Source organism: Mitsuokella apri (assembly GCF_051886055.1).
Lineage (GTDB): Bacteria > Bacillota > Negativicutes > Selenomonadales > Selenomonadaceae > Mitsuokella.
Map to the genome: position 1 here is coordinate 1 of NZ_JBJEXT010000007.1, position 26443 is coordinate 26443.

Annotated in this window: 23 protein-coding genes and 2 tRNA genes; 12 read left to right on the forward strand and 13 right to left on the reverse strand. The window is 51.5% G+C overall.

Going from position 1 to position 26443, the window contains the following annotated elements; all coding sequences use genetic code 11:
* A partial coding sequence (locus ACI4OH_RS00620; protein ID WP_439783933.1) for a DMT family transporter occupies positions 1-479 on the forward strand: 479 nt, incomplete at its 5' end.
* A 78-nt stretch (positions 480-557) separates the two neighbouring features.
* Here the strand turns inward: ACI4OH_RS00620 and ACI4OH_RS00625 are convergent.
* Positions 558-1421 (reverse strand): helix-turn-helix transcriptional regulator, encoded by an 864-nt coding sequence (locus ACI4OH_RS00625; RefSeq protein WP_439783934.1) that lies wholly within the window; start codon positions 1419-1421, stop codon positions 558-560.
* Positions 1422-1680: 259 nt separating this feature from the next.
* Between ACI4OH_RS00625 and ACI4OH_RS00630 the strand changes: the two genes are divergently transcribed.
* From ACI4OH_RS00630 to ACI4OH_RS00645, 4 genes are all read left to right on the forward strand, one after another.
* Positions 1681-2520, forward strand: a complete 840-nt coding sequence (locus ACI4OH_RS00630) for a sugar phosphate isomerase/epimerase family protein (protein WP_439783935.1) — start codon at positions 1681-1683, stop codon at positions 2518-2520.
* Between the two features lie 87 nt (positions 2521-2607).
* On the forward strand, positions 2608-3537 hold the full coding sequence (locus ACI4OH_RS00635) for a helix-turn-helix transcriptional regulator (RefSeq protein ID WP_439783936.1): 930 nt from the start codon (positions 2608-2610) through the stop codon (positions 3535-3537).
* Between the two features lie 147 nt (positions 3538-3684).
* Positions 3685-4704, forward strand: coding sequence for an inositol 2-dehydrogenase (iolG, locus tag ACI4OH_RS00640; RefSeq protein ID WP_435721451.1), 1020 nt, complete (start codon positions 3685-3687; stop codon positions 4702-4704).
* 245 nt (positions 4705-4949) lie between these two features.
* The gene (locus ACI4OH_RS00645; RefSeq protein WP_435721450.1) at positions 4950-6341 is read left to right on the forward strand and encodes an MFS transporter; all 1392 of its coding nucleotides are present in this window, start codon (positions 4950-4952) and stop codon (positions 6339-6341) included.
* Positions 6342-6557: 216 nt separating this feature from the next.
* Here the strand turns inward: ACI4OH_RS00645 and ACI4OH_RS00650 are convergent, their stop codons facing one another.
* Together ACI4OH_RS00650 and iolG (ACI4OH_RS00655) are read right to left on the reverse strand one after the other, a co-directional pair.
* Positions 6558-7397, reverse strand: coding sequence for a helix-turn-helix transcriptional regulator (locus ACI4OH_RS00650; protein ID WP_432645928.1), 840 nt, complete (start codon positions 7395-7397; stop codon positions 6558-6560).
* Between the two features lie 371 nt (positions 7398-7768).
* A complete protein-coding gene (iolG, locus tag ACI4OH_RS00655; protein WP_317429889.1) occupies positions 7769-8794 on the reverse strand; it encodes an inositol 2-dehydrogenase in 1026 nt (341 codons plus the stop codon).
* Between the two features lie 472 nt (positions 8795-9266).
* Between iolG (ACI4OH_RS00655) and ACI4OH_RS00660 the strand changes: the two genes are divergently transcribed.
* From ACI4OH_RS00660 to ACI4OH_RS00675, 4 genes are all read left to right on the forward strand, one after another.
* The gene (locus tag ACI4OH_RS00660) at positions 9267-10676 is read left to right on the forward strand and encodes a sugar porter family MFS transporter (RefSeq protein ID WP_439783937.1); all 1410 of its coding nucleotides are present in this window, start codon (positions 9267-9269) and stop codon (positions 10674-10676) included.
* A 206-nt stretch (positions 10677-10882) separates the two neighbouring features.
* Positions 10883-11788 carry a helix-turn-helix domain-containing protein gene (locus ACI4OH_RS00665; protein ID WP_439783938.1) on the forward strand — a complete coding sequence of 302 codons (906 nt, stop codon included), beginning with the start codon at positions 10883-10885 and terminating at the stop codon, positions 11786-11788.
* A 176-nt stretch (positions 11789-11964) separates the two neighbouring features.
* On the forward strand, positions 11965-12801 hold the full coding sequence (locus tag ACI4OH_RS00670; protein WP_302609643.1) for a sugar phosphate isomerase/epimerase family protein: 837 nt from the start codon (positions 11965-11967) through the stop codon (positions 12799-12801).
* Between the two features lie 80 nt (positions 12802-12881).
* The gene (locus tag ACI4OH_RS00675; protein ID WP_432645925.1) at positions 12882-13892 is read left to right on the forward strand and encodes a Gfo/Idh/MocA family protein; all 1011 of its coding nucleotides are present in this window, start codon (positions 12882-12884) and stop codon (positions 13890-13892) included.
* A gap of 177 nt (positions 13893-14069) precedes the next feature.
* Here the strand turns inward: ACI4OH_RS00675 and ACI4OH_RS00680 are convergent, their stop codons facing one another.
* The 10 genes from ACI4OH_RS00680 to ACI4OH_RS00725 all read right to left on the reverse strand — a co-directional run bounded on the left by ACI4OH_RS00680 (position 14070) and on the right by ACI4OH_RS00725 (position 22078).
* Positions 14070-14531 carry an RpiB/LacA/LacB family sugar-phosphate isomerase gene (locus ACI4OH_RS00680; protein WP_118175864.1) on the reverse strand — a complete coding sequence of 154 codons (462 nt, stop codon included), beginning with the start codon at positions 14529-14531 and terminating at the stop codon, positions 14070-14072.
* Positions 14532-14732: 201 nt separating this feature from the next.
* Complete coding sequence (locus ACI4OH_RS00685) at positions 14733-15701, reverse strand: sugar phosphate isomerase/epimerase family protein (protein WP_432645924.1); 969 nt, start codon at positions 15699-15701, stop codon at positions 14733-14735.
* A gap of 64 nt (positions 15702-15765) precedes the next feature.
* Positions 15766-17193: a sugar porter family MFS transporter gene (locus tag ACI4OH_RS00690; RefSeq protein WP_432645923.1), complete on the reverse strand. Its 1428-nt coding sequence runs from the start codon at positions 17191-17193 to the stop codon at positions 15766-15768.
* 145 nt (positions 17194-17338) lie between these two features.
* Positions 17339-18355: a Gfo/Idh/MocA family protein gene (locus tag ACI4OH_RS00695; protein WP_432645922.1), complete on the reverse strand. Its 1017-nt coding sequence runs from the start codon at positions 18353-18355 to the stop codon at positions 17339-17341.
* A 253-nt stretch (positions 18356-18608) separates the two neighbouring features.
* Positions 18609-19475 (reverse strand): AraC family transcriptional regulator, encoded by an 867-nt coding sequence (locus ACI4OH_RS00700; protein ID WP_432645921.1) that lies wholly within the window; start codon positions 19473-19475, stop codon positions 18609-18611.
* Positions 19476-19561: 86 nt separating this feature from the next.
* Positions 19562-19882 carry a PTS lactose/cellobiose transporter subunit IIA gene (locus ACI4OH_RS00705; protein WP_432645920.1) on the reverse strand — a complete coding sequence of 107 codons (321 nt, stop codon included), beginning with the start codon at positions 19880-19882 and terminating at the stop codon, positions 19562-19564.
* A 100-nt stretch (positions 19883-19982) separates the two neighbouring features.
* Positions 19983-20849, reverse strand: coding sequence for a helix-turn-helix transcriptional regulator (locus ACI4OH_RS00710; protein WP_435721446.1), 867 nt, complete (start codon positions 20847-20849; stop codon positions 19983-19985).
* A gap of 111 nt (positions 20850-20960) precedes the next feature.
* A complete protein-coding gene (locus ACI4OH_RS00715) occupies positions 20961-21644 on the reverse strand; it encodes a YczE/YyaS/YitT family protein (RefSeq protein ID WP_435721445.1) in 684 nt (227 codons plus the stop codon).
* 276 nt (positions 21645-21920) lie between these two features.
* A tRNA-Thr gene (locus ACI4OH_RS00720) sits at positions 21921-21996 on the reverse strand.
* Positions 21997-22002: 6 nt separating this feature from the next.
* Positions 22003-22078: transfer RNA gene (locus tag ACI4OH_RS00725), tRNA-Thr, on the reverse strand.
* A 207-nt stretch (positions 22079-22285) separates the two neighbouring features.
* Here ACI4OH_RS00725 and ACI4OH_RS00730 point away from each other — a divergent pair.
* From ACI4OH_RS00730 to ACI4OH_RS00740, 3 genes are all read left to right on the forward strand, one after another.
* Complete coding sequence (locus ACI4OH_RS00730) at positions 22286-23320, forward strand: hypothetical protein (RefSeq protein ID WP_435721444.1); 1035 nt, start codon at positions 22286-22288, stop codon at positions 23318-23320.
* 88 nt (positions 23321-23408) lie between these two features.
* Positions 23409-23771, forward strand: a complete 363-nt coding sequence (locus ACI4OH_RS00735) for a metal-sensing transcriptional repressor (RefSeq protein WP_439783939.1) — start codon at positions 23409-23411, stop codon at positions 23769-23771.
* Between the two features lie 43 nt (positions 23772-23814).
* On the forward strand, positions 23815-26418 hold the full coding sequence (locus ACI4OH_RS00740) for a heavy metal translocating P-type ATPase (protein WP_439783940.1): 2604 nt from the start codon (positions 23815-23817) through the stop codon (positions 26416-26418).
* The last annotated feature ends 25 nt before the right edge of the window (positions 26419-26443 follow it).

Consider the following 26443-nt stretch of genomic DNA (forward strand, 5'->3'; position numbering starts at 1 on the left):
TTGCCGGCATGGTCGTCCTCATGGATGTACACGCGGGCGGCAGCATTACGGCCATCCTCATCGGCCTTTTGAGCGCTGTTTTCTGGGGCCTCGCAAGCATTTTTGTCAAGCTCAAGCTGTCGGATGTCAACGCCATTTCGCTGACGACCTGGCAGATGGTCTGTGCCTCACTGACTTTGCTCGTCTATACGGCCATCGTACCGCAGGGACCGGTCATCTGGAACAAAGAATCCATCCTGTGTTTGCTTTATAACGGCGTACTCGCTTCCGCCCTGGCCTTCTTCCTCTGGAGCTGGATTCTGCAGCATATTGAAGTCAGCAAGGCCTCGGTGGCCGTACTGGCCGTGCCAATCGTCGGCGTCGTCGGCGGCATCATCTGTCTTGGCGAACCCATGACGCTCCATATCCTTCTCGGCATGCTCATGATTATGGCGGGCATCTACGTCGTCGTCACGGCTAAGGCGAAGGTCAGAAGGTAAGTAAATTGTCTTGAAGCATTCGCAAACATTCGTACATGATAAACAAGCGGCTCCGGCATTTTGCCGGAGCCGCTTGTTTTATTCTTTTGGGGGAGAAGTATTCTTGACCCAGTCCCGCCGGTACTGCCCCGGCGTCATGCCCATGAGATTTTTGAAGACGCTCTGGAAGTAGTTGGAGTTATTGTAGCCGCATGACAGGGCGATGTCCGTAATGCTGCGGTCTGTGCTGATCAGCAGATTCTGAGCTTCCCCGATGCGCCGCCTGATGATGTACTGCATTGGTGAATAGCCGATATGTTCTTTGAAGGCATGGGCGAGGTAATAAGGATTAAAATTCAAATCTTCGGCAATGGATTTCAGGGTGATTTCTTCACGGTAATGATGGTCGATGTAAGCCTTGACGGTCAGTCCTAAGGATTCTTCCTGCTGCTGTGGCTTTTGCCCGTGTCTGCGCAGCTCAAAATCGAGTTTGTCTAAGATGACAGCCGTGAGGGCGTCGAGCAGGGAAACAGGATTTCCTGTTCGCGCCATTTTTGTCAGGGCCTGAAAAAGCGCATAGATTTCAGGGAAGGAATCGCCAAGGTGCAGGAGCGGAGCATAGCAGTCTCCGACCATGGCATTGGGCCGTCGTTTTGTCCGCTTGAAATCCGAGACAGACAGGCAGCTGGTAGCCAGGTCACCCTCGACTGTTGTTTCGTCATGCAGAATGCCGCTGTCGAAAAAGAGGATATCGCCTTTGCCTGCGAGGTAATGGCCTGTGTCAATATTGAAGCTGCCATGTCCGGCTGTCACGAGGATGATTTCTGCGCGGTCTGTGTGCATGTGCATTGTGCGCGGCAGTTTGCCATGACGCGAATCGATATCACAGACACTGCGAAGATGGCAGCTGGAATCTTGGGCAGAATGAGGTCCATTCGTCCGCGGGATAAAATATTGAAGCAAAATATCACCTTCTTAGCAGCATGAGAGCAAGATAATAGAGGATTTTTCGAAGACATGGCATGGTATTTTTGGCAGAGCGTGCTGTTTCAACACTTTATTTGCGTCATTCTTTTCTGAAAAACGACAATAACATAAAGGAAAATAAGCTGAAATACCAATATAATAATAACTGTAAACAATAAATAAACAAGCATCTGTTCATTCGTCATCTATATTATACCATGTACAGATGCCAGATTCAGGAAAAGGGGAGTATGAAATGAAACTCAGCATGAATGAAGCTACGGCACTCAAATGCAAGGGAACGACGCTGGAGCAGGATCTCGCACTCTGCGAGAAATACGGATACGATATGATTGAGATTCGCACGATGGACTGCCTCAAGAATTATCTGGCAAACCATTCCATAGAGGAACTCGCCGCTTATTTTGCCGCGCATCCGGTCAAGCCATGGGCCTTCAATACGCTTGAGTACTTCAATAATCTGCCGGAGGCAGATTATAAGGAAACGTTGCGCAAACTGCGTGAGATGTGTGAATGGGGTAAGAAAATTGGCTGCAAGACCGTCATCACGGTGCCGACGGTCGGACTTAAGAAAGTCACGCGTCAGGCCATCCGCAAATCGACGCTTGCCTGCCTCAAAGAAATGGGCAGTATCTGCGGCGAAGCCGGCATGCGTCTGTCCGTGGAATTTCTTGGCCATCCGGAAGCTTCCCTCAATGATTTTGGCGAAGCCTATGACATCATCTCGGAGCTCGATATGGACAATGTCGGCCTGACGCTCGACTGCTTCCATTTCCACGGCATGCATTCCAGCCTGAAAGACCTCGCTCAGGCTGATGGCAAGAAAATCTTCATTGTTCATCTCAATGATACAGAAGACTTCCAGTATGGCGCTCTGCGCGATGATGACCGCGTATGGCCGGGCGACGGCTGCATTGACCTCGATGGCATCCTGCAGACGCTTAAAAAGATTGGCTGGGCACAGGATGTACTTTCTCTCGAACTTTTCCGTCCGGAGTATTATGCAATGCCGGCTGACGATGTCTATCGCATCGGCAAAGAAAAATCGGAAGCCGTTATCAAACGCAATTTCTGATTTGTATTTGCATACACCCTTCTCTTAAAATGTGCAATAATGGATAATGGTAACAAGGAAACGCATATCTTGAGAGAAGGGATTTTTATGGCAATAGAGGAACCGGGCGTGCTTTGGCGCGATGGCATCTATTTTTATTCGGCCAGCAATTTTGCCAAGCAGCATCTTTTTTATCCAATGTGGGGAGCTAAGTATAAGCTGGACTCACCGTACCGCATCCGCCGCGATTACATGAATGCCTATATGATTCAGTATATCGAAAGCGGGGAGCTGCATTTCAAGCTGCGCGGTGAGCATTTTGTCGCGCGGCAGGGAGAGATTGTGCTGCTGGCCTGCCGTGAGTCAAATGATTATTGGTCCGAGGGACCTTCTGTGGTGAAATGGTTTCATTTCGATGGCCGGGAAGTCGCGCCAATCCTTGAGCATATTTATGAGACAAATGGCTCGGGACACCTCAATGCTTTTTACGGCAAACAGGTAGTCGGACTCGTCGACGATATCCTCAAAGGGCTGAAAAGTGGCGACTGCAGCGAATTCCAGTTTTCGCGCCTTCTGTACAGCCTGCTCTGCCGTCTGGCCGAACAGACGCTTAAGGAGGAGACGCCGGCAGAAGAAGCTGTGCGTCAGTCCGTTGCTTATATCAAAAAGCATTTTGCCGAGCCGATTTCGGTAGCGGATATTGCATCTGCGGTCAATCTGAGTCCGTTTTATTTTACGCGGCTCTTTAAACGCATGATGATGATGCCGCCGCATGTGTACCTGCTCAATTACCGGCTGGACGAGGCAAAGAAGATGCTTGTCTATACGATGGAAAAAATCGATACGATTGCGATGATGACAGGCTTTACAAGCAGTTCGTATTTTGTGCGTGCCTTTCGCCGTGAGATGAATATGACACCGAAAACATTCCGTCATTATTTTTCTGCCAGAGGCAAGTATCATTTCCTTGATAAGTTCCAGGGGAAGGATCGTGCCAAGGATACAGTTCCGGATGAAACTGAGAAGTCAGACACATGAGAGCAAGAAATGAACATTTTTAAGCATGTGGCGATAATGACCTCAGAACTGACCCATGATATGATAATAACAGTTCAGATGAAACAAGCTTGAACGAAGAAAAATGATAAAGTTTTGAACTAGATTATCATAAAGGGAGAGGTCATCATGGAAAAGGTCAAAGTTGGTATCGCAGGTCTCGGTCGTCTCGGCAAGGTTCATGCAGGCAACATCGCGTATAAGATCCCCAATGCGGAGCTTACGGCAGCCTGCTCAATCATGCCGGCTGAACTTGAATATGCCAAGAAAGAACTCGGTGTGACGGATGTTTATACGGATTTTGACGAGATGCTCGCCAAGGCCGATATCGACGCCGTGGCCATTGTCACGACAAGCGGTCTGCACTGCGAGCAGATTGCCAAGGCCCTTGATGCCGGCAAGCACGTCTTCTCGGAGAAACCGCTGGGTGTCAACGTTGAGGAATGCAAGCAGGCAGAAAAGGCTGTAGAGCGTCATCCGGAACTCGCATTCTTCCTCGGCTTCATGCGCCGCTTCGACCCGTCCTATGCATATGCCATGGAAAAAATCAAGGCCGGCCTCATTGGTGAGCCGTATATGGTAAAGGCTACGGGCATTGACCCGGAGGCTCTCGTACAAGGCGCCATCCGCTTTGCGCCGACCTCGGGCGGCATCTTCATCGACATGGCCATCCATGATATCGACCTCATGCGCTGGTTCCTCGGCGAGGACCCGACGGAAGTCTATGCATCCGGTGCGACGTTCAAGCATCCGGAATTCAAGGCTGCCGGCGATGATGAGACGGGCGTAGCGATGTACAAATGCAAGAGCGGCAAAATCGGTTTTGTCCATGTCGGCCGCACGGCTCCGTATGGCTACCATGTTGAAACGGAAGTTGTCGGCACGGAAGGAACGCTGCGCATCAGCCCGGTTCCGGAGAAGAACCTCTGCATGATCTATGATAAGCACGGTGCCGTCAAAGAATGTGTCAGCGGTTTTCCGGAGCGTTTTGCCAAGGCTTATCTCCTGGAGATGCAGGAATTCATCGACTGTGTCCAGACGGGCCGCAAACCGGAAGTCAAAGTTTATGATGGCACGAAGTCCACGCAGATTGCCTTTGCTACGACGCAGTCTTATAAAGAAGGCAAGCCGGTTTCTATTGTATATTGATTTAAAATATAACTTATTGTTCCGTTGTCAATGATTCTGCTTGGCAAGCAGTGAAAACGGTAAAGCAAAAAATGAAAGTTTTCCTTGACCGAGGACAGGAGGGGAGCCTGTCCCCGGCCAGGATATTTCATGAAGCCATTCTTTTTGTTCATGAGATATATGTTTGCCGATGAGAATTGTCGTAATATAATGTAGTTTCATAATGATAGAGCTTTATAGGGCTCAAGAAATGGGAGGGTTTTTTCATGGCAAATCCAGCAAATGCAGCTGCGGAGAATTCCGGCAAGCTGTCCTGGCTCACACGAATTGCGTATGGCCTTGGCGATACGGCACAGAACATTGTCTGGGGTGCAATGAGCATCCTGACGTTCTTCTACACCGACTATGCGGGCATTGATCCTGCAATGGTTGGTCTTGTTTTCCTCATTTCCCGCTGCTTCGATGGTTTTTCCGATGTCGTCATGGGCTTCATCGTGGAGCGTACGAATTCCAAATGGGGCAAATCAAGACCTTGGATTCTCTGGATGAGTGTTCCGTTCGCTCTTTCTATCGTCCTTATTTATACGGTACCACAAGGTTCTTCGGCTCTGCAGTTTGCGTACCTCTTTGTTACGTATAACTTCTGTACAACCGTCTGCTATACGGCACTGAATCTGCCGTATGGTTCTCTTTCGGCGATGATGACGCGTATCTCGAAAGAACGCGATATGCTGTCCATCACGCGTATGACCCTTTCTCCACTTGGTAAAATTCTCTCGGTCTCGGCTACGCTGCCGCTCGTCAAGATGTTTGGCGATAACCAGATGGCCTGGGTCGAAGTCATGAGCATTTGGGCAGTTCTCGGTCTCATTCTCCTGCTCTTCTGCTTCTCACAGTGCAAAGAGACGGTTGTCATCGAAGCACGCAAGAAAGTCGCGAAGATCCCTGTTGGCAAATCTCTGAAATGCCTCGCACTCAATAAATACTTCTGGATGGCCATGACTATCTGGATGATGCAGAACGTTATCTTCTATATCACGGGTACGGTCCTGCCGTATTACTGCAAATACATCTTCATGGACAGCTCGCTTTACTCCATCCTGTACCTCTTGGAGACGGGCCTGACAATCGGCTTCACGATTGTTTTCTGCCCGGCCCTGCTGCGCCGCTTCGGCAAACGCAACATGAGCCTCATCGGCATCAGCGTCTGCTTTGTCGGTCATCTGATTTATCTCTTGAATCCGCTTGATTTTAACTGGGTCGTATTCAGCTGCGTTATCCGCGGCATTGGTTTTGCCCCGCTGAACTCCGTCATCTTCGGTTTCCTCGGCGATGTTGTTGAGTATGGCCAGTGGAAGTTCCACATCCGTCAGGAAGGTCTTATCTTCTCCGGTGGTTCTGTCGGCACGAAGGTCGGTTCCGGTCTTACGAGTGCAGTCCTCACGGGCCTGCTCTCCTATGCCGGTTACGTTTCTTCGACGACGGCTGCTGCTGTCCAGCCGGACAGCGCCATCCAGATGATCATTGACCTTTATGAGTTTGGTCCGATCTTTGTCTGGGTTGTCCTGCTGCTGATCCTCTGGGCTTACAAGCTCGATAAGCAGTATCCGCAGATTATGCGTGACCTCGTCGCACGTGAGGCGAAGGGAGAACTCTGATTGAGATAAACAGGATGCAAGTGTGAATGGCACGAACATCCGCCCATCCCAATTTTGCCCCGAAGGCTTACCCGGCCTTCGGGGATTTTTTCTTTTAAAATAAAAAATGACAAAAAGTGATGCGGCTGTCTGAAGACTATTCAGGCAGCCGCGCTGTTTTTGTCATTTGCTTCTATTATATATAGACCCTTATATATAGACCTTGGGCTTCGGATTTCAGATCGTCCATTTGCGCCGGTACTCACCGGGGGTCATGTCAAGGGCGCTCTTAAAGACGTTCTGGAAGTAGTTGGAGTTGTTGTAGCCGACTTGTGCGGCGATCTGCGTGATGGTCATGTCTGTGTTGATGAGGAGATTCTGAGCTTCGCCGAGACGGCGCAGGATGACGTACTTCATCGGGGAAAGCCCGACTTCGGCCTTGAAGAGATGCGAAAGGTAATAGGCATTGGTATGCGTGGCCTTGGCAATGTCGTTGAGTCGGATGTTCTCCTTGTAGTTCTTGTCGATGAAAGCACGGGCTTCTGTGACAAGCGTCGGTGTCTGCTGTTTTTCCGGCAGCCCTTCTTCGCGCAGGAAGGCTGCAAGCTTTGTGAGCAGGGCCATGGTCAGGTAATTGGCAATTTCGGCGTGTTCCTTTGCCTCCTGTTCGATGGAGTCAAAGAGATGCAGGATTTCCTTGAAGTGGCCTTTTGTAGGCTGGACAGGGGAAAGCCCCTCAGGCAGCAGATGGTCGTCCGGCAAATCCTCGATGCGCAGGCCGCTGACTGCGATGCAGTAGGTGCCAAGGCCGCTGCCGGAGCCGCCGAATTCATCGTGAACGGAATGACTGTTATAGAAGATGAGGTCGCCCTTTTGGGCCGTATAACGTCTGCCATCGATCATGTAGATGCCGGCTCCCTGATAGACGAGTACGATTTCGCAGAGATGGTCGTGTTCGTGCATGCTGCGCGGCATATGGGAAGCATCTTCGCCAACGTGACAGACATATTCAAGTCTTGGCGCAGCGCTTTTGCTGAATGTGGAGCGATAGCGATGATTCGGAAAATATTGAAGCAATGATACCCCTCCTGTTAAAACGATAGAGGTGCCGCAGCGTGTGCTGCAGCCCCTATGCTCGTGATATTTTATATGAATCCTATCATTAACTGACTCTATTTTAGCAGAATGAGGGAAAGAACGCAAACATTTTATCATAGATACATCAAAATATACCCAATATATAACACATTACATTTTAACAAGAGGAGATGTATTGCCTAAAAAAATGTCTGTATTTTTGCCATAAAAAAAGGACCCCGGGAAGGGTCCTTTTTTTATTTGGTATGGAACATACGGCAGGGGGTGCCGTATGGAGAGGAACGAAGGAATTTCAATCACTAGGTTAGGATACTAAGATACTAGGATTGATGATACATGTAAGGTCTGAATCAAAGGCCGTACTGAGCACGGATCTCTGCAACTTTGACCGGACGATGCTCTTCGACGGATTTCTTAGCAGCGAGGCCGATGAGTACCGGCTGCAGGCCATCGTTTGCGTTGACCGGGGTCGGCGTGTCGTTGACGATTGCTTCGACGAACTGGTTGACTTCGTTTGCATAAGCCATCATGTAGCGCTCGAGGAAGAAGAACATCGGTTTCTCAGCGATGACGCCGTCTTTGCAGCTGTAAACAGCGTTGGAGTCGGAATCGTTGGAGATGGCGACGCAGCCCTTGGAGCCGAATACTTCAGCGCGCTGATCGTAACCATAGCAAGCTGCACGGCAGTTATCGATGACAGCCGTTGCACCGTTATCGAGTTTCAGCGTGATGACAGCCGTATCGATATCGCCTGCTTTGCCGATTTCCGGATCAACCGTTACCGAACCTTCTGCATAAACTTCTTCGACTTCTGCGCCGGAGAGGTAACGAACCATATCGAAATCATGAATCGTCATGTCGAGGAAGATACCGCCGGAAACTTTTACATAGTCAATGGAAGGCGGCTCCGGGTCACGCGACGTGATCTTGATGATCTGCTGTTTGCCGACTTTGCCAGCGACAACAGCATCGCGGATCGCCTTGAAGTTGTGGTCGAAACGGCGGTTGAAACCAACCTGATATTTCATGCCCGTCTCTTTGACGACATCGAGAACTTCTTTAATCTTATTGACATCGTGGTCAATCGGTTTCTCGCAGAATACATGCTTACCGGCACGCAGAGCTTCGATGGAGAGCGGGGAATGCTGGTCCGTGGAAGCGCAAATCAGAACTGCCTTGATTTCCGGGTCGTTCAGGATTTCATGGTAGTCTTTCGTCGTCTTCTCAACGCCGAGGGATTTTGCCCAAGCTTCCGTCTTTTCATTCATAAACGGATCTGCAATCGTCTTGACCGTTGCATTCTTGACGAACTTCGAAATGCTTTCGCCATGTACGTGACCGATACGACCTGCGCCGATAATACCAACTTTAATCATTGTGATAACCGCCTTTCCTGACTGCTATTGGACAACTATTTGTTATCTGTGTTGTCCTTCTTGATTAACTTTACGTTTATTATACCATGTAAAAACGGTGATATTCTTCAATTTTTTGGCGTAATTTTTTGAAAAGTACAGGGATATAGCAGGTGTGACGCACTGTATGAGCATGCTGACTATAGAATCTTGCGGTCGGCCGAAAGAATGAGCAAGTGTGATGGAATATAGAGCGTAAAATGGATGAAAACGAGAATTTGCGAACAATGTCTTGCAGAATAATATAAAAGGATAGTAAAGATAACGTTTTCTAATTCGAAATGAGACAGAAATCGTGAAGTATTATTCTGAAAATTCATCTATAATAAAGCATGTAAACAAAAACCGCTGAGGTTTTCCGATATGAGCTCATCTATATTCTATAGAAAGAAAAGAAAGAAATTACAAGATTATTGAGAGGAGTAATGCAATTATGGCAGAGGTAAGTCATCAAAAGTTCCTCAAACGAGTCACCGTCATTTCGACATTCGGCGGACTGCTCTTCGGTTATGATACTGGCGTCATCAACGGCGCGCTTGCTTTTATGGCCCGTCCGGATCAGCTCAATCTGACACCGGCACTTGAAGGCTTCGTCGCCAGCGGCCTGCTGTTCGGCGCAGCGATTGGTTCGTTCTTTGGCGGACGTCTTTCCGATGCAGAAGGGCGCCGCAAGATGCTTCTTTGCTTAGCCGTCGTCTTCTTCTGTGCAGCAATCGGCTGCTCGCTGGCACCGACTGCAGGCATCCTCATTGCCTTCCGCTTCATCCTCGGTCTGGCCGTCGGCGGTGCTTCCGTCACAGTTCCTGCCTATCTCGCTGAGATGGCTCCGGCTGACCGCCGCGGCCGCATGGTCACGCAGAACGAGCTCATGATTGTCTCCGGACAGCTCTTAGCCTTCATCTTAAATGCTATCCTTGGCATCACGTTCGGTGAAGTTGGCCATATTTGGCGCTACATGCTTGCACTTGCTTCCATTCCGGCCGTCGTGCTCTGGTTCGGCATGCTCGTGATGCCGGAGAGCCCGCGCTGGCTTTTGCTGCAGGGCCGCGTCAGCGATGCCATGAAAGTCCTGAAGAAAATCCGCGATGAGCGTCAGGCCATTGCCGAACTCAATGAGATTCAGGATAACATCAGTGCCGAGCAGCATCTTGATAAGGCCAGCTACAAGGACCTCGCTACGCCTTGGATCCGCCGCATCGTCTTCATCGGCATGGGCGTATCCATCTGCCAGCAGATTTCGGGCGTCAACTCCATCATGTATTATGGTACGCAGATTCTGACGCAGGCAGGCTTCTCAACGGAAGCAGCTCTTATTGGCAATATCGCCAATGGTACGATTTCGGTTGCCGCTACGATTTTTGGTATGTGGCTTATGACGCGTCATGGCCGCCGTCCGCTCATTATGACGGGCCAGATTGGCACGATGGCCTGCCTCTGTGCCATTGGTATTTTCTCGAACCTGCTTGCCGGTACGTCTGTCCTGCCGTTTGTCGTTCTTTCCTTGACGGTCACGTTCCTGTTCTTCCAGCAGGGCTTCCTTTCCCCAGTTACCTGGCTGCTGCTGTCGGAGCTCTTCCCGCTGCGCATTCGCGGTATGGGCATGGGCTGTGCCGTTCTCTGCCTCTGGCTCACGAACTTCTGCATCGGCTCCGTGTTCCCGTCGCTGCTCTATTCGTTCGGCCTTTCGGCTACGTTCTTCATCTTTGCAGCTGTCGGCCTCTTAGGTCTCGGCTTTGTCTATAAATTCGTACCAGAGACGCGCGGCCGTTCGCTTGAGCAGATTGAGCATGACTTCCGTCACCATGGCGAGAAGGACCGCGTAAACTGCGAAGAGAAAGCCTGATTTCTTTCAATGCTTCTATTATAAATACCCGCTTTAGAAAGTCTTCCTGTGCTATTGGCACGGGGAGACTTTCTTTTTTCTTAGGATTGTGCAGAATATCTCTTGTCAATGCGTGATGCGGATTGCTAGAATGAAAGAAAGAGGAAGAACGGACATCGATTTTGCAGGAATATGACGGACAGAGTATTTTATATAGGGTGAGTCAAATGGGTGTTATTTATTACAAGCAAAATAAGAATATTTTAGAACCGTGCATCTCGTGGAAAAATCTGCAGCTTGTCTATGTCAGCTTCAATGATGAGCGGGAGACGGTCACGCCGACGGCCGTACACTGCCATGAACACAATCTTGAACTGCAGTATATCTGCAGCGGCCGCGGCAATATCCGTATCGGCAGGCGGCTTTATGAGGTAGAGAAGGGGGATATTCTGATTTACAATCAGGGTAAGCTCCATGACGAGAGCGCGGACCCTGAGGAAGGACTGCGTTTCTATAATTGCGGTGTCAAGGGACTTTCGCTGCCGAATTTGCCGGATAATTTTCTTGTGGCTAAGGATGTCTCGCCGCGCATCCATGCGGGAGCGGCCGCTTCGATGATTGAGAGCCTTTTTCAATTGCTTTATACGGAAGTCGACCAGAATCTGCCGCGAAATGGTGAAATCACGCAGGCCGTACTCACGGCCCTCATCGAAATTTTGCTTTACCAGCTGCCGCATGAACGCCAGCAGCCGGCACGCGAGAAAGACCGGCTGCTCATTGCCTGCAAGGATTATATCGACAGTCATTTTATGGAGGAATTGACCGTAGAGGCCTTAGCGGACCGCTCACATATGAGCGTTTCGGGCTTTGCCCATCAGTTTAAGAAATTTTTCGGCTTTCCGCCGATCCAGTACATCATCAGGCGGCGCATCGGCGAGGCACAGACGCTTTTGATGACCTCGGACCTTTCCATTACAGAAGTCAGTGTGCGCGTTGGCTACGACAATATCAGCTACTTCAACAATCAGTTCAAACGCTTTGCAGGAATGTCGCCACAGAATTACCGCAAGGCGAAAGTCGGGGAACATCAATTTAAGAACCTGAATACCTTAGCATCGAACATCCATAAGTAAGGAAACAGAAAAACCATTTTCGTTTTTGCAGAAAAGTGCAAGCCGGGCGGCCTGCACTCTTTTTTTTGCTGGAAAGGAAGCAGAAACGAGAAAGTAATATTCTGAAAATAGCGGTATACTTAAACCATCAAATGAGAGAAAAACAGCTCAAAGAATAAAGAAAGGGAGCATAAGAAATGAAATTAAGCATGAATCAGGCAACCTGCCTGGAAAAATCCAGCCTTGAGAAAGACCTTGAGCTTTGCGAAAAGTACGGCTACGACATGATCGAGCCGCGCACGATGGACGGCATTCCGAATTATCTCAAGAACCATACGATCGACGATCTGGCCGCCTGGTTCAAGAGCCATAAAGTCAAACCCCTTGCTTTCAACACGCTTTGCTTCTTCAACAACCGCACGCCGGAAGATTATCAGAAGGTGCTGCAGGAGCTGCGCCAGATGTGCGAATGGGGCAAAAAAATCGGCTGCAAGACCGTCATCACGGTGCCGACCGTTGACCTCAAGAAAGTTACGCGTCAGGAAATCCATAAATCCGCAGTCAAGAGCCTCAAGGAGATGGGCGCCATCGCTGCTGAGTACGGCATGCGCATCTCGGTAGAATTCATCGGCCATCCGGCAGCTTCCATCAACACGTTTGGCGAGGCCTGGTCCGTCATCCAGGATGTCGATATGGACAACGTCGGCATCACGCTCGACTGCTTCCATTTCCATGGCATGGGCTCGAAACTTGAGGACCTTGCCAAGGCCGATGGCAAGAAGATCTTCATCGTCCATCTGAACGATACCGAGGATTTCCCGATTGGTTCGCTGCTCGATGAAGACCGCGTATGGCCGGGCGATGGCTGCATCGATCTCGATGCCATCTTCCAGACTCTGAAGAAGATCGGCTGGAAAGAAGATGTCGTATCGCTCGAACTCTTCCGTCCGGAATACTACAAGATGGATCCAGAAGATGTTTACCGCATCGGCAAGGAAAAATCCGAAGCGGTCATCAAGAGAAATTTTGACTGAGTCATAAACTGAAGTCCAAATCCATACAAAAGATTTCAGTAGCGATATAGATTTTTAAAATAAAGCTGGGAGGAATTATCATGTTACATGTAGGTGTTATCGGTTGTGGCGGCATGGGCCGCAGTCATATTGATCGTCTGACGAACCGCACGCAGGGCGCAGAAGTCGTCGCTGTTGCCGATATGGTCGATGCTCTCGTCGAGAAGGGTGCAGCCATTGCCGGCCCGAACTGCAAGAAATACAAGAACGAAGCAGACCTCATCAACGATCCTGCAGTCGATGCTGTCTTCATCGTTACGCCGGGCTTTGCTCATAAAGAAGCTCTGCTCATGGCCATCAAGGCTGGCAAGCGTATTTTCTGCGAGAAACCGCTCTGCACGACGGCTGAGGATTGCCTCGAAGTCATCGATGCCGAAGTCAAATCCGGCAAACACCTGATTCAGCTCGGTTTCATGCGCCGCTATGATAAAGGCTACAACGAAGTCAAGGCAGCCCTTGATTCCGGTGAATACGGCTCGCCGCTTCTGCTGCACTGCACGCACCGCAATCCGGAAGTGCCGGACAGCTACACGACGGCTATGGCTGTTCATGATACGGCCATTCATGAAATCGATGTTACGCATTGGCTCGTCAACGACGATTTCGTTTCGGCTCAGGTCATCATGCCGAAAGTCACGAAATATGCGCATAAGGAACTCGCTGACCCGCAGCTCATGATCCTGCAGACGAAGAGCGGCATTGTCGTAGAAGATGAAGTTTTCGTCAACTGCAAGTTCGGTTATGATATCAACTGCCATGTCGTCTGCGAAGACGGTGTCATCGAGATGCCGCAGCCGCTTTATCCGACGTATCGCAAGAACGCACAGATCACGCAGACCATCGATACGGACTGCTTCGTACGCTTCCACGATGCTTACGATGATGAGGTCCAGAACTGGGTCAACGACGCAGCAAAAGAAGTCATCGGCGGCCCGAATGCCTGGGATGGCTATCTCGCAGCCATCACGGCCGATGCCCTTGTCCGTGCACAGACGAGCGGCAAAGTTGAAGAAATCAAGCCAGCACAGGAAAAACCGGCTTTCTACGACTGAGACACCAGCAGTTTCAACCGTATTGACGTTCCGACGGACGCATTCACTTTCTAAATTCCCTAAACACTTCCCAATTTCATATAGTCTTGGAAATATATTGCAGCATATTTCCATAGAAAAGGCGCCGCCCGCATGGGTGACGCCTTCTTTTTTGTGCAGTTTTATTCGAGTGTCGGTTTATTTTACGGCGACGCAGTGCTTCGCGTCGATTTCCTGGACTTTCTTGACGCGGCGGCGATATTTTTCGGCCGTCAGCGGGTCCGTGTGCATCCAGGTCTTGACGATTTCCATGGCGATGGCCGGGCCGATGATCTTGCCGCCGAGGCAGAGGACATTGCTGTCATTATGCTGGCGAGCAAGCGCTGCGCAGAACGGGTCCTGACAGACCACGGCGAAAATGCCGCGCAGTTTGTTGGCAATCATCGCACTGCCGTAGCCGACGCCGTCGACAAAAATGCCGCGGTCGCATTCGCCCTTCGCGACGGCAAGGGCTGCCGGATAGACAAAATCCGAAAGGTCGCACGATTCCTCGTCGTACGTGCCAAAATCCTTGACTTCATGTCCTTCGCTCTCAAGGTACGCCTTGATCTCGTTCTTGAGTTTCGTGCCGGCGTGGTCATTGGCCATTGCAATTTTCATGATGGTTCCTCCTGTCCTGTCATTATACTGTCAGGCAAAATAACAAAAATATCTTTCCTTCATTATAACATAGGTCCGCTGCAAAACGGTCAAAAGAAAAGACAGGGAACGAGTCCCTGTCGAAAGGAAATAAAGCGGGGTTTTACAAAATAAAGCGATAAAAGTTGGGAAGTCAAAAGTTGGAGCGTTAATCAAGAGAGATTAACGGCTGATGGTCTGTTTCAGAGCATCAATGGAGGTGGCAAGGCCGGCTTCCGTGCTCATGGTGAGGTCTTCCATTTCAAGGGAGACATAGCCGTTGTAGCCCATCATGCGGACTACGGAGAAGAATTCCTTCCACCACTGCAGGTCGCGGCCGCAGCCGACGCCGACATAGTTCCAGGTGCGTTTTGCCGACTGGTCGACCGGCAGATTCTCGAGCAGGCCGTCGACATCGGCAAGACCGCGCTCGATGCGGGCATCCTTGCCATGGACGTAGAAAATCTTATCGCCAAGGGCGCGGGCGGCGGCAATCGGCTCAGCTCCCTGAATCATCAGATGCGAAGGATCGAGGTTCATGCCAATCATTTTGCCGAGTTCCGATCCCGTGACTTCGATGAGTTTCTTGAGCGAGCGCACATTGTAGACGAGCTGGCACGGGAATTCCTCGATGGCGATTTTCTCGACACCGTTTTCCCTGGCGAAGGCAGCGTATTCCTGCCACCATTTGCCCGCCACTTCCCACTGGTATTTTACAGCGTCGCGCATGTAATTGCGGCCATTGAAGTCCGGCCAGGAAATGGTCGAGGTGATCCAGTTCGGCGTGGTGTCGCCAGGTGCTGCTTCGGGAAGACCCGACATCGTGACGATCGTCTTGACGCCGAGCAGGCCGGCGAGTTCGGCCGTATCGTGGATGGTCTTGCTGTGGGCGCGGCCCATGGCGTTGTTGACAAGTGGATTGCCCGAGCAGTTCAGGGCTGAAATCTTAAGGCCGCGCGCTTCGATTTCCTTCAGGAAGGCCTTGCGCTTGCTGGCATTCTTGACGAGTTCTTCGGCAGACGGGACGAAGAAGCAGCCGCCCCAGCCGCCGGTCGTGAGCTCGATGGCATCGAGGCCATAGTCTTTGACTTTATCGAGCATCTCCGTAAACGGAATTTTGCCGAAAACATCGGTGCAGATGGAAAGTTGCATGATGATACCTCCAAATCTTATGATTTTATGTTGATAGATTGAAATTCAAAATACGAAGAAGAATTCAGGCTTTGAGTGTGCTCTGCTTTTCATCTTTATCCGGATAGAGGCTGCGGAAATAGCGCTCAATTTCTTCGAGGCTCTTGCCCTTTGTTTCAGGCACGCAGGTCTTGACGAAGATGAAGGCGATGATCAGGGCGCCGACGAAGAAGAAGAACGTAGCGCCGAGGCCGATAGCCGAAAGCAGAATCGGGAAGGCCGTGCCGACGCAGAAGTCGACAATCCAGAGGAAGAAAATGCAGATGCCCATGCCGAGGCCGCGAAGCTGCAGCGGGAAAATCTCAGCGATGATGAGCCAGAGAACAGGGCCGATGCAGGCCTGCATGAAAGCGAGGAAGAAAATCGTCATCGAGAGGACGATGAAAGGCAGAGCCGTTGACCCAGAGAGATAAATAGAAGAAAGGGCAATGACAATCAGGGCGAACATCGTGCCGCAGATGCCTGTGAGAAACATGGTGCGGCGGCCAATCTTGCCGAGCAGCCAGATGCCGACGAACGTGGCGAGCACGGAAGTCAGGCCGTTGGCGACATTGGCGATCAGGGCAATCTGACGGCCGAAACCTGCTTCGGTGAGAATCTGTGTGCCATAGAACATGATGGTGTTGACGCCGGTGAAGCGGGTCGCGACGGCAACGCCGATGCCGATGAACAGGATATGACGCACCCAGGGGCGTTTCAAATCCTTCCACCCGAACTGTTTGATGGCAGCCTGTTGGGCGATGTTATCCTGAATATCATTGAGTTCGGCAATTGCGGTATTTTGAGAGCCGCGCAGCTTTTTGAGTATGGCGAGAGAATCGCTGACCTTACCTTTTAACACGAGCCAGCGCGGGCTTTCCGGCATTCTCAGCATGCCGAAAAACAGGGCGAGGGCCGGCAGCGTGGCCAAAAAGAGCATGTAACGCCAGACATGGCCCGTGCCATCAAAAAGCGTACCGAGGATGGCATTGCAGATATAGGCGAGAAACTGGCCGGAGACAATCATGAGTTCGTTCTGCGTGACCATGCGGCCGCGTTTGTCGGCAGGAGCTACTTCAGCGAGATAAACAGGAACCGTGACGGAAGCACCGCCGACGGCCAGGCCGAGGATGAAACGGCACGGCAGCATGACGTAGACCGTTGGCGAAAGTGTGCAGCCAAGAGCCGCAAAAAAGAAGATGACGGCGAGAGCCAGAATCATTCTGCGGCGTCCCATGAGGTCGGCGATGCGGCCGCCCGTGACGGAGCCGATAGCCGCGCCCAAAAGCAGGGCCGAAACGACGAAGCCCTCAAGTGCCGGTGTCAGATTGAGCTGGTCCGGCTGTGCCATATAAGGCAGGGCACCATTGATGACGCCGGTATCATAGCCAAATAACAAACCGCCAAGAGTCGAAGTAATCATAACCGTAAAAATAAAGCGTTTGGCGGCTGGACTGATTTGTTCGGATGTCATTTATTTCACTCCCCTTAAATCATTTGCTATTCTATCTTTTCTCAATTCCCTTGTAAGCAAATTATCATAGCATCCGTATTTCAGAAAAGCCGCCCTGTGTCGTGGTCAAGGAGACGCAGGGCGGCTTTTGACTGCAATGCTTTATTTATTTTTTGTAGAAAGCCGGCGTCTCAGGCAGTTCGATGCTGATTTTTGTCTGTGTGTCGCGGGCTTTGGAGGCTGCAGCTGCCGTGACCTGGCCGGCATAACCGTCCCAGGCGCTCGGTCCCGTGATGTGGTCCGCTTTTACGCCGTTGATCCACTCCTGGAATTCCGTGTTGTAGGCCTGAACGAAGCGTTCGGACCAGTCGGAGCAAATCGGATAAATGCGGGAAGCGTTGGCGCGAATCATGGCATTCGACGGCTCCGGCAGGCTGATGATGCCGTCCTCGCAGCAGACTTCGCATTTGATATCATAGCCGTAGCCGCAGCAGACGAAGGCTTCGACATCAATGCGGACACCGGATTTCGTCGTCAGGTACATGATCTGCGGGTCCTGGAGTTTTTCGTGGGCATGGCGCGTTTTCTTCGGGAAGACAACTTCGGCAGAAACATAATCTTCACCGAGCAGCCAGCGCAGGACGTCGATTTCGTGAATCATGGAATTCTCGACGGCCATCGGCGTATCGTAGCTTTCCGGAACGCTCGGATTGCGATGTGCGCAGTGCAGCATCAGGGGTTCGCCAAATTTTCTCTCGGAGATATACTGCTTGAGCTGACGGTAGCCATAATCATAACGGCGCATAAAGCCAACCTGTACGAGGCGCTTGCCGCCTTTCATTTCAAGGTCAACGATTTCTTTGCAGACCTCTGCTTCCGGTGCCAGCGGTTTTTCACAGAAAACGTATTTGCCGGCTTTAATTGCAGCTTTTACGTACTGTGCATGGTACGGGTCTGCCGTCGTCACGATGACAGCATCGATGCGCGAATCGTTGATCAAAGCCTCGCCGTCGGCGATGAATTCGCAGCCAAACTGTGCTGCTGCTTTTTTGCCGCCCTCTGGGAAAGCATCGGAAACGGCAATCACGCGTGCGCCCTGCAGCGTGTTGTTGATGCGGTCAATATGCGTGCGGCCAATCGCACCCGTACCGATGAGTCCAAGCTGTAACATTCCGTCTTTCATGATGAAAATCTCCTTTCAACGTTTCATGCCCTTGTATGTTTTGGCGTGTTGTTTATCTTTTATGGTTATATTATAGGATAATACGAAGAAACAAACTTGAATCGATTTGTGCAATCATGACGTATCATTTTTCTGTAAATACGCCCGTGCCGCAGCTTTGAATTGTGTCAAATTGGACAATCCTGCTATTGAGGCAAAAAACGGCATAGAAAAGCCCTCCTGAAAGAAAGTTCAGGAGGGGAAAGACGAATTTTTAAATATGGATGTCGGATGGCGTGGAGCCAATGGAAGAGGCCTGCCATTTTTGGCGATAAAGTTTTGGCGGCATGCCGATGACTTTCTTGAACGCGCGGGAAAAATATCCCGAGTCTTCAAACCCTACGCGATAGGCAATGTCCGTCAGAGTCAAATCCGTGTAGACGAGCAGGCACTGTGCCTTGCCGATGCGGCGGCGCAGGACATACTGCTGCGGAGAATACTGGGTGACTTTCTTGAAAAGATGCGAGATGTACGATTCACTGGTGTGGACGTGGGCGGCGATGTCACAGAGCGTGATATTTTCGGTATAATGCTCTTCGATGAACGCTTCAGTCTCTTTGACGAGCTCGTTGTCTTCTTTTGTCGCTGCGACGGCGTTGGTCTGAATCAGCTGATGAACGATGAGCACCACGGCGCGGGCCAGTGAATTGGCAGTCTGGTAGCCATGAGGCTGCAGGGCATAATGATGAATCATGGGGTAGAGTTCCCCTAGGATATTTGCGGCACTCTGGCAGGGAACGCGCGGGTGCATGCCATCGGGCAGCAGGGCATTTTCCCGCATGCCGGGCAGTTTCAGATGTTTGATGGCAATGCACCAGGCATTGACCTGATTATCGAGCATCATGCTCTCATCGTGCAGGACATGGCTGTTGTGAATGAGCACGTCGCCCGGCTGGGTATTGCAGATTTCGCCGCCGACGATATGCGTGCCATTGCCGCTGTAAATGAAGTTGAGCTCGATGCGGTTCTCATGCTGATGCATGGAGCGGCAGCCTTCGTGCCAGTGATAAATGCCGCAGAGTTCCGGCTCCTGTTCAAATGGCGAAGGCTCCTGTTTTTGTATTTCGACTAATCCGAGCATAGAAAAAACCTCCCTATGAAAAAGTATAGCAGATTTCTGCTGCTGTTTCATAAAGAGGTTTGTCTTTTTAGCGGGTGTTGTTTTGCTTATTTTGCGCGGATCTGCGTGTAGAGGTTGACGATCTCGGCAGCCATTTCCTTCATGGCCATACCCGTCATGACGTAATCCTGCGCATGGGAAACGAGGACGTTGAACGGGCCGCTGAGTTCGCCGTTGGCTTCTTTCTGCAGGAGTTCTTCGGTCTGCAGTTTGTGGGCTTTGAGCAGATACTCATCGGCTTCTTTGAGGCAGTCTTCGGCAACGCCGAAATTTCCGCGGCGTGCTTCTTTGAGTGCCTGCGCGATTTTGGCACGGCCATCGCCGGCAGCAGAAATAATGGCAAAAGCGACATCTTCAGTCTTTGACATAGTAAGTCCCCCTCAATACATAATAAATGATAAGAAACGGAATTTCATCTATGTCTTTATTATAGGTGCGGTCAGGGCTGCAAACTTGAACTATCCTGCTCTATTTTTTGGCGGCCTGCGGGCTGGAGGCCTCGCGCCAGAGGCGCCGGAACTGCATGGGCGGGACGCCGGCGATTTTATGAAAGACGCGGCTGAAGTAATTGGAATCATCAAAGCCCGTGCGGGAGGCGATTTCGAGAAGCGACATATCCGTGTAGATGAGCAGGGACTGTGCCTTGCCGATGCGGCGGCGCTGGATGTACTGGATGACGGTGTAATTCGTCATTTTGCGGAAAATATGCGTGAGATAGTCGGGGCTGACATGTATGGCACGGGCAATATCGGTGACATGAAGATTTGCAGTATAGTGCAAGTGAATGTAAGCAAGGGCTTCCTGCACAAGAAAATTTTCTTTGCGCGTCGTCGTGGCCGCGCGCTCCTGCATGACATCGTAAACGAGATGCACGATGGTCTTCGCGGCCATATCGGCCGTGTGATAGCCGTGCGGGTGCAGCAGGCTCTGCTTGATAATGGAAAAGAGGCTGCGCAGCTCCCCGGCGATGGTCTGGCAGGGAATGCAGGGCTGAACATTGGATGGCAGCATCGTATTTTCACGCTGCTGCGGGAGTTTCAATCCGCGTACGGCAATACAGCAGGTGTCAATCAGCTGATGCAGGGCGAGATTTTCGTCGTGCAGCACGCCGCTGTCATAAACGACGATATCGCCGGCCTGTGCATGGCAGAGGTCGTTGCCGACAATATACGTGGCATTGCCGGACAGAATGAAGTTCAATTCGATGTAATCGGCGTGGGCATGCATGGCACGGATGCTTTCCGGCCAGTGGTAAAAGCCGATGAGCGCGGGTTCCTGCTCAAAGGGGGAAGGCTCCGGCTTTTTGATGTCGATGGAGAGACCGATGGGAATCATCTTCTTTCGATATAATATAGAAGCTTTTTGTTTCTGTTTTGTTGATGAATTCTCGCCGTGCAAGAAAAAATCCTGCTGCAAATGGGAAGGCAGCAGGTATGAGAAGGGTTTTTATTTTACATTCAGCAGATGCTGCAGGAGCGGCCGGCTGAAATGGCGGCTGTGGAAGGAAATCAGAGGTCCTGTGCCACAGGCCATGATGAGCGTGCCGAGTCCTACGATACTGCCGAAGGCAAAGCCAATGATGACAGCCGTTACATCAAGCGCGATGCGCGCATAACGGAAGGGAATACGGCCCTTTGTGCGGTCTTCGACGATCCAGCTGATGGCGTCGTATGGGCCCATGCCGATGGCCGAGCACATATAGAGGGAAACGCCAAAGGTGGAAATGAGAATGCCGGAGATGAGCAGCAGGCTGCGTCCGATGAGGTCAGCTGTGCCGACCGTCAGGAATGGCGCGAGCAGATTGTAGCTGACATCGGCCATCGGTCCGAGGGCAAATAAATAAATCCAGGTCCCGATGCTGATATAGCGGCGTCCGCAGAAAAAGAGCAGGACCAGGGCCAATACATTGAAAATAGAGAGACAGGTGCCAAAGCTGAGCCCCGAGACAAGGCTGAACCCAAGATTCATGCAGGAGAACGGGTCGTTGCCGAAAAGGCTCAGACGCAGCAGGGAAGTAGAAGATGCCATAAGCGTCAGGGCAAAGGCGAAAACGGCAGTGCGCACGAGACGTTCGCGCGAGTATACGGCGTGTTTTTCACGCGGGTGGAGAAGGTTCAAAATGAGTTCCATATCTTTTTCCTCTTTACATAGAACGTTACTTTGCAAAAAAAATTGTCAGTGAGTCTTGGCGGCCATATCTGCCGCCTCTCTGACTACGGTTCTATGATAGACTAAATTTTGGACAATTTCCTTCACGATTCCGCAAAAAGTAAAGAGAAAGAACGCCTGTAAAATAAGGATTTCCCATCTTTACTGGCAAAATGACTGGACGATTCTGCTGTTTTCAATGGATGCTTATAGAAAATAAAAAAGGCTTTCGATTTCTCGAAAGCCTGATGTTCCAGATGGAGCTGATTATAGGATTCGAACCTACGACCTGCTCATTACGAATGAGCTGCTCTACCAACTGAGCTAAATCAGCGAAATATGGAGCTGATTATAGGATTCGAACCTACGACCTGCTCATTACGAATGAGCTGCTCTACCAACTGAGCTAAATCAGCATCTGTCGCTTGTCGCAACTGACAAGATATAGTATATCGATTTTGGGCCTGTGTGTCAATCATTTTTTTTCGATTTTGTGATTTTTTTTGCAGGGGGCAGGAAAGCAGCGGAAATTTAACCGATTTTAATTGGAAAGGCAGGGCAATCTCTTTATAATAGTAGATAAGTAGTTGGCAGTGTACACTATTGTGAAGGATGGTGTTGATATGATACGAGAGATTGGGCAGATGTGCCTTATGCTCTGCGCTCTCTTTTGCCTGTGGGCGGGGGCTCCGGCGGCCGAGGCAGCGCCGCAGACGATTGAAGCGACCGGTGTTTACGTCATGGGGGACAATGACTCGCCGAAGATTGCGCGCGATGCGGCACGTCAGGAAGCCATGCGCGCGGCCGTGGAAAAAGCCGGTGTCTATGTCGAGAGCTATTCGCGTACTAAGAATCTGCAGCTGACGGAAGACGATGTCAAGATGATTTCGGGTGCGGTGCTTAAGGTCATCAAGGAGGATTCCATACCGGAGATCTCGGGGACAACGTGGAAATACACCGTTCATCTGACGGCTGAAGTCGATACGGACAACATCAATCTGCAGGCTATCATGGCGAATAAAGCGGAGGTCGAGAAGCTGCAGAAGGAACGCGATGCCTTGAAAAAACAAAATGAGGAGCTTTTGCAGGAATACAAGAAGGCCAATGGGCAGGAAAAGCAGAAAATCGGCACGGAGCTCGAAAATAATTACGATTACGGCAAGATTTTTGACCGCAGCATGGGCTATATCCAGCGCAGCGAGTACACGAGGGCTATCGACGAACTGACGAATCTCCTTGAAGACCGCAGCGTCAAAGGCAATCCGCGTGCCTACGCCTACTGTCTGCGCGGCCGCGCGTATTACGGTCTCAACCGCATGCATGAAGCTCTTGAAGACCTCAGTGCCGCTGACAATACCACGCATGACAATAAGACATACCCCATCTGGCGCAGCCATCAGTACGAAGGTCTGATCTATTATGATGAAGGGCGTTACGACGATGCCGTGCGTGAGCTTGAGACGGCATGGAATTACTCGGATAAACAGGACATGGCGCTTGCCGATGACCTGCGCACGGCCAGACTGGCAGCCGAACGCGCGAAAAATCCGCCGGCACAGGAGCCGCGCGAATCAGACAATGGCGGCAGCCGCGGCAATGGCATTAACTGGACGCAGATTATTACGGACGTCATCATCCACTCGATGGATAAAGGCTGATTTTTTCTCCCGCTGGTCGGGAGATATTTTTTTGCTTGACAGATACCCCCTCATGGTATATATTAAATACCGTTAGGGGGTATATTTCATGTGTGCATGTGAAGATAAAAAATGTCAAATAGCAGATGCTGCCGAAGGCGTGCAGGAAAAGTCCTGCAGCGGCTGTGTCAGACACAAATACCGCGATAAGGACAGCAAGGAGTATAAATGCCTTGTTTCGCGCCTCAAGCGCATTGAAGGTCAGGTCCGCGGTGTCTGCAAGATGGTCGAGGATGACCGTTACTGCGTCGATATCCTCACGCAGGTCAGCGCCATCCAGTCGGCCCTGAATGCCTTCAATAAAGAACTGCTCGCGCAGCATATCAAATCGTGCGTGGTCGATGATATCCGCGCGGGCCATGACGAAGTCGTCGACGAGCTCGTCGCGACTTTGCAGAAAGTCATGAAATGACTTGTATTTTCCCATATAGCCACCAAGGAGGCTGAAATCCAAGATGAAGAAAGAAAAATTTACGATTACAGGCATGACCTGTTCGGCCTGCTCCGCGCGCGTCGAAAAGGCCGTCAAGAAAGTCGAGGGCACGCAGGATGTCAGCGTCAATCTGCTGACCAACAGCATGCAGCTCAAGTACGATGAAAGCAAAACAAATCCTGCGGCCATTATCAAAGCCGTGGTCGATGCCGGCTACGGCGCTGCTGTCAAAGGTGCGCCGGCAGCAAAAACAGCAGGGCCGCAGGAAGACCCTGTCAAGAAGAGCATTGCCGAGATGAAGCACCGTCTGACTTGGTCGGTCGTTTTCCTTATCCCAACGCTTTACATCTCGATGCACGGGCTGTTCTTCAAGCTTTTTGGCCTGCCCGTGCCGCAGATTGTCAGCCAGATTTTTGACGGCCCGGAAAATGCCATCACGTTTGCGTTCTCGCAGTTCCTGCTCGTGCTGCCAATTATGTACCTCAATCGCCGCTATTATATTGCGGGCTTCCGCAATCTCTTTCAGGGCGCGCCAAACATGGACAGCCTCGTCGGCATGGGCTCGATGGCTGCGGCCCTCTTCGGTGCCTTTGCGATTTTCCGCATGGGCTGGGGCTTTGGCCATAACGACATGGCTCTCGTCATGGAGTACAGCACGAATCTTTACTTTGAGTCGGCCGGCATGATTGTCACCTTGATTACGGTCGGCAAGTACCTTGAGGCCCGTGCCAAAGGCCAGACGAGCAAGGCGCTTGAAAAACTCATGGACCTCGCACCAAAACAGGCAACGGTCGTGCGCGGCGGCGCAGAAAAGGTTGTGCCGGTCGAGCAGCTCGTGGCGGGCGATGAGATTGTCGTGCGTCCGGGCGAACGCATCCCGGCTGACGGTGTTGTGCTGTCGGGCACGACGAGCATCGATGAGTCGGCCATCACGGGTGAGCCGATTCCGGTCGAAAAGCAGCAGGGCGACAAAGTCACGTCGGCGACCATTAATAAGCAGGGCTTCATCCATTTCCGCGCGGACCGCGTCGGACAGGATACGACCATCAGCCAGATCATCCGCCTTGTCGATGAGGCCAGCGCCTCAAAAGCGCCGATTGCCCGCACGGCCGACAAGATTGCCGGTGTCTTCGTGCCGGCCGTCATCACGATTGCCGTGATTGCCGGCGGCATCTGGCTCGCGATGGGCGCGAGCGTGGAATTCGCGTTTTCCATCGCCATCTGCATTCTCGTCATCTCGTGCCCGTGTGCCCTCGGCCTTGCTACGCCGGTCGCCATCATGGTCGGTACAGGCAAGGGCGCTGAAAACGGCATCCTGATTAAGTCGGGCGAAGCCCTTGAAGTCGCGCAGTCCGTCGACACGGTCGTCATGGATAAGACGGGTACCATCACGGAAGGACGTCCTGAGGTCACGGATGTCACGGCTGTGGGTATTTCGGAACAGGAGCTCCTCGCCGTCGCTGCCGGCCTTGAGCAGGGCAGTGAACATCCGCTGGCCGAGGCTGTCATGAATTATGCCAAGAAAAAAGGCGCGGCGCCTAAGGTCATGGAGGATTTTTCGGCGCTGTTTGGCCGCGGCGTTAAGGCACAGGCCGATGGCCATATGTATTATGCCGGCAATGCCAAACTCATGGAAGAGAATCAGATTGACCTCTCTGCCTATGAAAGTCATCTGGCTGCTCTGGCCGACGATGGCTGCACGCCGTTGATTTTTGCCGAGGATGATCATGTCATCGGCATCCTTGCTGCCGCCGATGTCGAGAAACCGACGAGCAAGGAGGCCATCGCACGCTTCAAGGAGATGGGCATTGACGTCGTCATGCTCACGGGTGATAATGCGCGCACGGCGGAGGCCATCCGCCGCCGCATGGGCATTCCGAAGGTCATTGCCGGCGTCCTGCCGGAAAACAAGGCCGAGCACATCAAAAAGCTGCAGGCCGAAGGCCACCGCGTCGCGATGATCGGCGATGGCATCAACGATGCCCCGGCCCTCGCGCAGGCAGACCTCGGCATGGCCATTGGCGCCGGCACGGATGTCGCCATCGAAAGCGCTGATGCCGTGCTCATGAAGAGCGACCTTCTCGACGCCGTCAGTGCCATCCGCCTTTCGAAGGCCGTACTCCGCAACATCAAGGAGAACCTGTTCTGGGCGCTCATTTACAACGTCATCTGCATTCCGCTCGCCGCCGGCATCCTTTATCCGGCCTTCGGCATTAAGCTGTCGCCGGTCATCGGCGCTGCCGCGATGAGCATGTCGAGCGTCTGCGTCGTCATGAACGCCCTGCGCCTGCGTTTCTTCAAGACAGAGCACAGCGCTTCTGTAATTCCTGCAGAAAAAACGGCTGCTGCCGTTTCCTCTGATAAAGAAAAAGCTGCTGCACCTGCGGCAAGCGAACAAAATGCAAAGAAAGAAGAGATTAAAATGGAAAAGACCCTTACGATTAAAGGCATGATGTGTGCACACTGCCAGAAACACGTTCACGATGCTCTCGCCAAGATGGACGGTGTCACGGATGTCACGGTTGACCTCGAAGGCGGCAAAGCCGATGTCAAGGCTACGCATGACATCGCCGAAGCGGACTTCCGCAAGGTCATCGAGGATGCCGGCTACGAGCTCGTAGGCTGATTCCTGCTAATAAATATAATAGAAG